Source organism: Pseudoalteromonas sp. SK18, from assembly GCF_001974855.1.
Taxonomy (GTDB): domain Bacteria; phylum Pseudomonadota; class Gammaproteobacteria; order Enterobacterales; family Alteromonadaceae; genus Pseudoalteromonas.
The window spans coordinates 1-8,287 of record NZ_MTQB01000044.1 but is presented as its reverse complement, the minus strand read 5'-3'; the positions used below and the strand labels follow the sequence as shown (position 1 = coordinate 8,287).

General features: G+C 38.7%; 7 protein-coding genes and 1 pseudogene. All 8 read right to left on the bottom strand.

The genetic code is table 11. The features are described from left to right. Positions 1 to 128: 128 nt before the first annotated feature. Positions 129 to 947, bottom strand: a pseudogene (locus tag BW139_RS17870) (glycosyl transferase); the annotation flags it as partial. After that, positions 940 to 2,679: an HAD-IIB family hydrolase gene (locus tag BW139_RS17865; protein ID WP_076920552.1), complete on the bottom strand. Its 1,740-nt coding sequence runs from the start codon at positions 2,677 to 2,679 to the stop codon at positions 940 to 942. The pseudogene BW139_RS17870 and the gene BW139_RS17865, both read right to left, overlap by 8 nt. A 148-nt stretch (positions 2,680 to 2,827) precedes the next feature. Further along, positions 2,828 to 4,066 (bottom strand): uracil-xanthine permease family protein, encoded by a 1,239-nt coding sequence (locus tag BW139_RS17860; protein WP_076920551.1) that lies wholly within the window; start codon positions 4,064 to 4,066, stop codon positions 2,828 to 2,830. 9 nt (positions 4,067 to 4,075) lie between these two features. Continuing rightward, on the bottom strand, positions 4,076 to 4,708 hold the full coding sequence (upp, locus tag BW139_RS17855; protein WP_008115315.1) for a uracil phosphoribosyltransferase: 633 nt from the start codon (positions 4,706 to 4,708) through the stop codon (positions 4,076 to 4,078). A 133-nt stretch (positions 4,709 to 4,841) separates the two neighbouring features. Beyond that, positions 4,842 to 5,789, bottom strand: a complete 948-nt coding sequence (locus BW139_RS17850; protein ID WP_076920553.1) for a DUF1679 domain-containing protein — start codon at positions 5,787 to 5,789, stop codon at positions 4,842 to 4,844. A 180-nt stretch (positions 5,790 to 5,969) separates the two neighbouring features. Next, positions 5,970 to 6,494 (bottom strand): GNAT family N-acetyltransferase, encoded by a 525-nt coding sequence (locus tag BW139_RS17845; protein ID WP_249930359.1) that lies wholly within the window; start codon positions 6,492 to 6,494, stop codon positions 5,970 to 5,972. A gap of 143 nt (positions 6,495 to 6,637) precedes the next feature. Further along, positions 6,638 to 6,892: a hypothetical protein gene (locus BW139_RS17840; RefSeq protein WP_254844986.1), complete on the bottom strand. Its 255-nt coding sequence runs from the start codon at positions 6,890 to 6,892 to the stop codon at positions 6,638 to 6,640. Positions 6,893 to 6,978: 86 nt separating this feature from the next. After that, positions 6,979 to 7,326 carry a hypothetical protein gene (locus BW139_RS17835; protein ID WP_076920549.1) on the bottom strand — a complete coding sequence of 116 codons (348 nt, stop codon included), beginning with the start codon at positions 7,324 to 7,326 and terminating at the stop codon, positions 6,979 to 6,981. Between the last annotated feature and the right edge of the window lie 961 nt (positions 7,327 to 8,287).

Sequence of the window (8,287 nt, the reverse complement as noted above, 5' to 3'; positions counted from 1 at the left end):
GTGATTATATCAACGGATATTACAACAACGTTAGGCCACATCATTATAATGCTGGTTTAGCGCCAAATGAATCTGAGGTTAGATACCAAGATTCTAAAACTGTGGCCAAAATTAGTTGACCACTACAGATCGTAGTTATCGGCAATATCAACTTGGCACAAGCGGTTATGAGAATAATTACGATACATCTCGCTTAATACGCCAATTTCTAATCCCCAGTCACTAGGAATACGAATATCGTTTAATACATCGCGTCTAAATGAAAATTCACCGGCTAATGGGTAGCGAAACGAGTCCATATACTCAAGGTAATCACGGCTGCCTAAAATGGTTTTAAACGAGCGCAATAACGGAGTAACTAATAACCGAGAGACACGGCCATTTATTTTTCCATTAGCAGTACGCGGGTAAAAGCCTTTACAAAACTCATAGTTAAATCGAGGATGTGCAACGGGATAAATTAATCGCGCTAATAAGCCTCGGTCATAAGTTAAAATATCGCAATCATGTAGTGCTATTGACTCAACCTCAGCGGTAGCGAGTTTATACCCCATGCAATACCACACATTACGCCCTTTACCAAGCTCGCGTGGCGCCACACCTAAGGCTTGAAGCTCTTTATCGAGCGCCTGCAAACGGGGGCCATCGTTCCAAAGGACTTTATGGTTTTGATCGAGCGATTTAAAAAAGTTCAATGCATAGCGATACTGGCTTTCGTCGGCTCTGTCTAAGCCTATGGTTATTTGCGATAAATACGGTACTTGTTGCAGCTCTTTAACAATGTTTTGTAAAGCAGGGCCTTCTAACTCACTAAATAATGAAGGCAATATAAGCCCCATTGGTCGCTGTTTACTAAAGCCAAGTAACTCTTTTTCTAAATCATCTACGGGTCTATTGGCAATGTTATGTAGTGTTGTAATAATGCCATTTTGATAAAAATCAGCCATGTAAACTATACTCCTCAGAACTGGGTAAAATACTGTTAATACAAGGTAGTGCTGTAATTTCTTCAACCCAGCCTAGCGGTGCCGGCAATTGAGAATAGCGCGCTTTGTTATAGGTTAATTTAACTGGCTTTTTACTCTCTGGATTGGTAATGATGATGGCGATATCAGCCTCTTCTAGCATTTGCTTATCGTTTTCACTATCCCCTAGCGCAATAATGCTCAGCGCTTTAGTAAACTGCGTATTAAACTGCTGCACTAACCATTGCTGAGCCATGCTTTTATCGGTATTTTTTCCAATGTGAACAAAGCGCCCGCCTACTTTAACCTCGTAGCCATATACTGATATCGCATTGATAAATTCATTTAGTTGCTGCTCATCGCCATGCCAGTAGAGCGGATCTGAGTATTGACGGGTTTGTGCTTGCGTTGCTTGTAGCTGGTTTAATCCTGTCATTTTCATTACCTGCTCACTGGTCAGCTCACTAAACAAACTATATTGGTCGCCGTAGTCTTTTTTTAAGCGTTTTAAATCAGTCCATAAATTGCTAATGGGTGCAGCAAACGAGTAACACCAGTAGCCTTGGTATTCGCTGCAGCCAATTGGCCTGAGATTAAAATAATTTTTAGGAATATAAACAGCCGAGCCATTTTCAACAATGAAAGGCTGTGTAATATTAAGCGCTTGTTGCAGTGCCACTACTTCACTAAATGTTTTGCTGGTATTAAATACCACCGGCACACCGCTGTATTGCAGCTCTTGTAATAAGGTATCTACCGCATCGGTGTTGTAATCTCTGTGATTGAGTAATGTGCCATCTAAATCGGTAAAAATAATAGGTTGTACAATACTATCGCTCGTAAGCACCATTGCGGTTACATCACGATTACTATCAAGCTCTATAAGTGCATTTGCTTTAGCACTAAGGGTGTTGAGGTTTTCACGCGTGATGCGTTCAAAATGAGAAATAAACCACAATAACTGCTCATCAGTCATAGTGCCTGCGCCCTGCCCTTGTTTGGCAATTAACTTGTGTTCTTGCTCTTGTCGCCACGCAAACACATCATCAAAACTCGGGGCTTTGAGCATAATTGTGTAATCGATTTTATCAAAAACGGTTTTATATTCATTGGCTAAACAGCTGTTAATACAGCGACGCCATAACCCTTGTTGATCGTATGATTTTTCTAGCTCGTTAATAGGCTCAACTAGCGTAAAAGGCTGCTGTGGTTCACTGGCTACACACCACCCTTCTAAAATAACAATATCGACCGGCTGACTATTAGTTAACCATTTATTTTTTGCTACCGGTTCATCTTGTTGCTTATCAAAACGCGGCAGCGGTACATTTACTTCAGCATTTAATAAACGGCTAATGGTGTTATCCATCAGCGCAACATCATGTGTACCCGGAACGCCTCTAGTGGCGAATAAACAATGCACATCTTGGGCTAACTGTTGGCGTTTTTGAGTTGATAAATAAAAGTCATCAATAGAAAGCGCAACACAATTTAGGTGGGTATTTTGGCTAAACCAAGTTACTAAATAATCACCAAGTGTGGTTTTCCCTGAGCCTTGGCAGCCATTAATTGCGACAAATATAGGGGCTGTTTTTTTACTGGTTAGAATGTCCTGCGCAATAGCAGAAAAATACTGCTCGCTAATATACTGATATTTCAACGGCAGTTGGTGTTTTACTAAAAAAGCATTTATATCCACACTCTTGGTCTCCATATAACAATCCCTGAGTCAACTATAGGGTATGACTAAGGAAATGCAGTTACTAGACCAATATTATTTATTGTTACTTTTTAGTAGGTTAAAAAAAAAGCGCATTTAAAATGCGCTTTTTTGGTGCAATATTTTTAACCACAGTGCAAACTTAACTCTGGTTGCTCTGTGCTTTGGGTAATACTAAGTTTAATACTATGCCTAAAATAGCACATAAGCTCACACCTTCTAGGCTGAACTCACTACTACCTATGTACATACCACCAATACCACAAATTAAAATAAGTGCCACAATACTTAAATTACGCGGTTCACTTAAGTCATCGCCCGATTTAACTAAGGTGTTTAAACCAATAACCGCAATAGAGCCAAATAATAAAATCATTATTCCGCCCATTACTGGCACCGGAATGGTTTGCAAACTAGCGCCCATTTTAGCAACAAATGCTAAGCAAATTGCGATAATGGCAGTCCACATCATTACTTTAGGGTTAAAGTTTTTAGTAAGCATTACCGCACCGGTTACCTCTGAGTAAGTGGTGTTCGGTGGGCCGCCAAATAAGGATGCGGCAGACGTGGCTAAACCATCACCAAATAAGGTGCGATGTAGTCCTGGTTTTTTCAAATAGTCTTTTTTTGTAACTTGGCTAATTGCCATCATGTCGCCAATGTGTTCAATAGCAGGCGCAATTGCCACCGGCACCATAAATAATATGGCTTGCCATTTAAACTCTGGTAACACAAAGTTTGGCACAGCTAACCACTGTGCATTACTTACGGCATCAAATTGCACTATACCCATAAATAACGATAGCGTGTAACCGGCAACAACACCGGCTAAAATAGGTATTAATTTAAATACCCCTTTACCCCACACGGCAAACACTAAAGTAACGAGCAATGAGAACATAGAGATAATAATAGCGCTGTCGTAGGCAATAATTTGTGTGCCACCATCGCCACTTTTACCCATGGCCATATTAACCGCCGCAGGCGCAAGCGCTAGACCAATTACCATAATCACTGGGCCTACCACAATTGGCGGCAAAATTTTATGTAAGGTTTTTGTACCTTTAAACTTCACCAATAAACTTAATAGCATATAAGTAAAGCCCGCCGCCATTAACCCCCCCATAGTGGCCGGTATGCCCCACATTTGCACTGAGGCAATAATGGGTGCAATAAACGCAAATGACGAGGCTAAAAAGATAGGGACTTGGCCTTTAGTCACAAATTGAAACAACAAAGTACCAAAACCTGCGGTAAACAAGGCTACGCTAGGATCTAGGCCGGTTAAAATAGGCACTAGTACCAACGCACCAAATGCAACAAACAGCATTTGGGCACCGGTTAGAATAGTTTTTATAGAAAATGTAGAATTATTTTGCACTGCTAAACCTTAGTAAACCGTACCAAAAATTTTGTCACCTGCATCCCCAAGCCCTGGGATAATGTAACCCTTTTCATTTAAATGGCTATCAACTGAGGCAGTAAAAATCTCTACATCTGGGTGAGCGGCTAATGTTTTTTCAACGCCTTCAGGCGCAGCAACCAGTACAATGACTTTAATTTCTTTACAGCCCGCTTTTTTAAGCATATCGATGGTGGCGATCATAGAGCCACCAGTAGCCAGCATAGGGTCAATCACTAAGCTCAAACGCTCATCAATATTACCTACTAGCTTTTCAAAGTAAGGAACTGGCTCAAGTGTTTCTTCGTTACGCTCTAACCCCACTACACTCACTTTAGCTGCTGGGAGTAATTGCATTACGCCGTCCATCATCCCAAGGCCTGCGCGTAAAATTGGCACAACGGTAATTTTTTTACCTTTAATATGCTCAACTTTAAGTTTATTACCGTCCCAACCTGTAATTTCGTTATCTTCTAATTCTAGGTTTTTAGTGGCTTCGTAAGTTAATAATGTGCCAACTTCTGAACACAACTCGCGAAAACTTTTCGTGCTAATTCCATGCGCGCGCATTAAACCTAACTTATGTTGAACAAGGGGGTGAGAAATAACGTGAATAGCCATAGTAATAAACCTAGTGATAAAAAATTTGACGTATTTTATATTAAAACAGGCCGTTTGACTGTTAATTTTAGCCTTGATTTCATAGTTCGTGCCAAAATATTTAATTTAGCCACAACTATAAAGATTTTTGTGTTTATGAGTTGTTACTCGCTAACCAATTATTTACCTGATCATGCATGTAGCTGTTAATCTTTTTGTGCTCTGGGCTCCACCCAAGTAAAAACCGATAAAAGTCTGCCCATGCCACTGGCCATAAATGAGCCCATTGTGTAACAACATCATCAGCATTAATGTGTGGTTGATAGTCACTCAGAGCTTGCTTCAATTGGCTAAAATAATAATCAAGGTAGCTCTGTGCGTGTTTATGAATCTCAGAATCATCCATACAGCTGGTCATAAAATACATTACATCAATCACCCCAACACCCGCTCCAACATATTGAAAATCGTAACCGAGAATATGCCCTTGGCTATTAGCGGCAAAGTTAGCAAGCTTGGCATCACCATGAATTAACGTTTTATAATCACACTGCTTTAACGCGCTGTTTAACAGTGATGCAGCCTGTTTAATATCGGACTTTTCAGGTAAGTTATTAAATTCATCAGGGCGTGTATCTAAATGCCAATAACTTCCTTGCTGCCATAAGCCATCAAACTTTGCATTTAAATGAAAGGCATGAAACTGTGCCAACCACTTTAATATGGCTTTTATATTCTCGGTGGTTGCTTGGCTGTACCCCTGCTTTGAAAAATCTTTAAACACCAAGGCAAACTCATCGCCTTTGTTGATTGCTTTAATGCATTCAATAGCTGCCGCTTGCTTGGGCAGTTTATGGCTAAATTGCTGATAAAACGTATATTCAACGTGGTAAGAGTCACGCTTTCTATTAAGCGCAAAGCTGCTTTGTTTAATTTTAGGGTGATTAATATGATCGGGTACTTTAATCGCTTTAATCACACAGGCTTGCTCATCAAGTTGACACTTCACAATTTGACCACAGCCACTCCAAAGCGAGGTTAGGGTTTCGCCAATAGCTATACGTTGAAAATGCGGGGTAAGTAATGGAAGATAAAAAGACATAGCCAAATTAGGTTGCTAAATTTTAGTTAGTTTAACATTAGACGGGGTTTTAAATAAAAGGTCTTAAAACAAAGCTCTTAATAAATAAGTTCATATGGTTTTACACAAACCAGTATATAAAAAACGAATGCTAGTTTTTGAATGGATGGCCAAATTAGTCATACCACAAAAAGCAGCTTGTCATGCGTATTTTGCACAGAACTCTATACAACTTAGTCGCCTACCATTTATAGTTATAGCGTTTACATTTGTATTTATGGCTTGAAAACCAAATTTTTTTAGTACACGCATTGATGCGGGATTATTTTCCAAGACCAACGCTTTCAGCTGAGTAATATTAAATTTACTTTGAGCAATATTTATAAGCTGTGACAAACAAAAACTAGCAGCCCCCTTAGAAGTAAAAGCTTCAGCCACACGATAGCCAACAAACGCTTCATTATTTGAGACGTCCTTAATATTTGCTCGTGCAACTATAATGTTATTTTGAAGTAATACCCCACTATAACCAGTGCCTTCATTCATTTGATTAATTAATAAATCAATGTGCTCGGTAACACCTTTTATTGAATAAAACGACTTAGCTCTAGGCTCAATTAGCGTTTCAAACCATTGCTTATTTTCTAATTCAAAATCTAACAGTTGACTTGCATGATGTTTAGCCAGTTTTTCAAACACCATATGAACCTCTAATCCTTTCGCCAAACAACAGACTTAAAATTGTTAATTAAATTGATGAGGATGTGTTCACTAGAACGGGGGAAGAGCATTGTCCGTTTGATGATCATGCTAAATACCGTTTGTTACCGATAAGTATTTGCTTTTACCGAAACTGACATAATAAATAGTTAAAAAAGCAATTTGAATATATTACTACCAAAAGAATTTTTAATAATAATTCCTTTGTCAGTAATTGAGGCTACAGGAAAAGTTTGGCTTGAACACCAATCTATTTTCGCTTGAATAGTTTTAGTTGAATCAGGGATGTTTACTGTTTGCGTAACCCCTCTTTTTATAGTGGCAACTTCTACGTCATCCGCAAACAACTTATAGTCTCTCGCCATATCTACAAATTGTTTTGGTCTAAAAACTTGAATATTCATCTAAACTCCATTTAGGTATTTAACACCCCATTAGAGGCAATAAAATAGTTGGTTAAAATAAGCGACGTAGAAACAAAAGCCAACTGTTATTTGTCCTGCTTTAACGACTTGTTAGCTGTACTTTTATACCCCGCCTTAAGTTCATTTATTTCTTTTGGGCAGTATTTAAAAGCTACTTTATAGAGCTCTCTAAATTCTTTTTGTTCATTAATATTTGTACCAAGTTCGAGAGTTATGTTCTCAATAACACTAGTCATTAATGATAGTTCTTTAGAAATAGTATGTTCAGGGTTTGCTATTTCACTTTCAGGAATATTTCTCAAACATTCCATTGCCTTTAACACAGGGTTTACGCTTTCGCCTTCTGTGTTTGCATTATTGCCATACCCAAAAAAAGAAATGCTAGAAAGAAAAAACAATATCCATATTTTCATCGAAACCCCTAGTACAGCTAACGCCCAAATAAGGGGCTGATAAACAGTTGGCTAAAATGTGAAGCGAAGCGGAACCGAGCCAACTGTTAGCAGTCCCGCTTAATTTTCTTGTTATGTTGCTACTACTTTGAACAGATTAAAAACACCGATACTTAAAAACAACAAGCCCCAGACTAACCCGAGCAACCTTAATTTTCTATCTGCGTTTGATGGTATTGCTACCATTGGTCCAATTCCAATTTTATAACCTAGTTTCCAAGATAAACATTTTTCTATGCCCCAGAAAAAGATAAATACATAAACACTGATTAAAGACTCTTTGCTATGACCCAAATAATGAAGTAGGAAAAACAAGAACAAGGATATTACTGAGAGGCCAAAAACTACTTTTCGAAATTTCACCAAACTAGGAATCTTCCTTGCAACATAACGCCCGCCTAACACGCAATGTGTTGGCATGGATTTTTGCGTTGTTTGCCAAAACCATGACAACTAATCATTGTCGGAGTTAAGGCTTTTGTTATGTTTACCGACTCGTTGAAATAAACATGATAGAGCAGATGCGTAAATTGTGAAGAAAAGTACAAAAGCAACGAGCAGGCTTAATTTGGCAGCCCAGTTACTTTTTGAAGACATCTCATAAATCAAATACACAGAAATAGGTAACGAAAGAAGGTAGCTAGTGCTTTGGGCACTAGATTTATCAAAAGTGGAAATCAACTTTTCAACCAAGCTTGGAGAAAAGTGTAAAACGAGTGGGACGACCAATAGGCCAACAAACAGTATATCGATTACTATTTCTTTCAATTTAGAAACTCCATATCTAAGTAAACATAGACATAATGACTCCCACACGGTGTTAGCCTCCGCTTTTCGTGGGTTAGCTTAATTCAAAGCCAGAGCCATAATTAGTTTGTCAAATAACTAAACAGCAGAGGCTAACATGAACAAACATAGCATA

Coding starts and splice junctions, on each gene's coding strand:
- BW139_RS17865 (WP_076920552.1), bottom strand. CDS start 2,679: ATGGAGACCAAGAGTGTGGATATAAATGCTTTTTTAGTAAAACACCAA.
- BW139_RS17835 (WP_076920549.1), bottom strand. CDS start 7,326: ATGAAAATATGGATATTGTTTTTTCTTTCTAGCATTTCTTTTTTTGGG.
- BW139_RS17840 (WP_254844986.1), bottom strand. CDS start 6,892: ATGAATATTCAAGTTTTTAGACCAAAACAATTTGTAGATATGGCGAGA.
- BW139_RS17850 (WP_076920553.1), bottom strand. CDS start 5,789: ATGTCTTTTTATCTTCCATTACTTACCCCGCATTTTCAACGTATAGCT.
- upp (WP_008115315.1), bottom strand. CDS start 4,708: ATGGCTATTCACGTTATTTCTCACCCCCTTGTTCAACATAAGTTAGGT.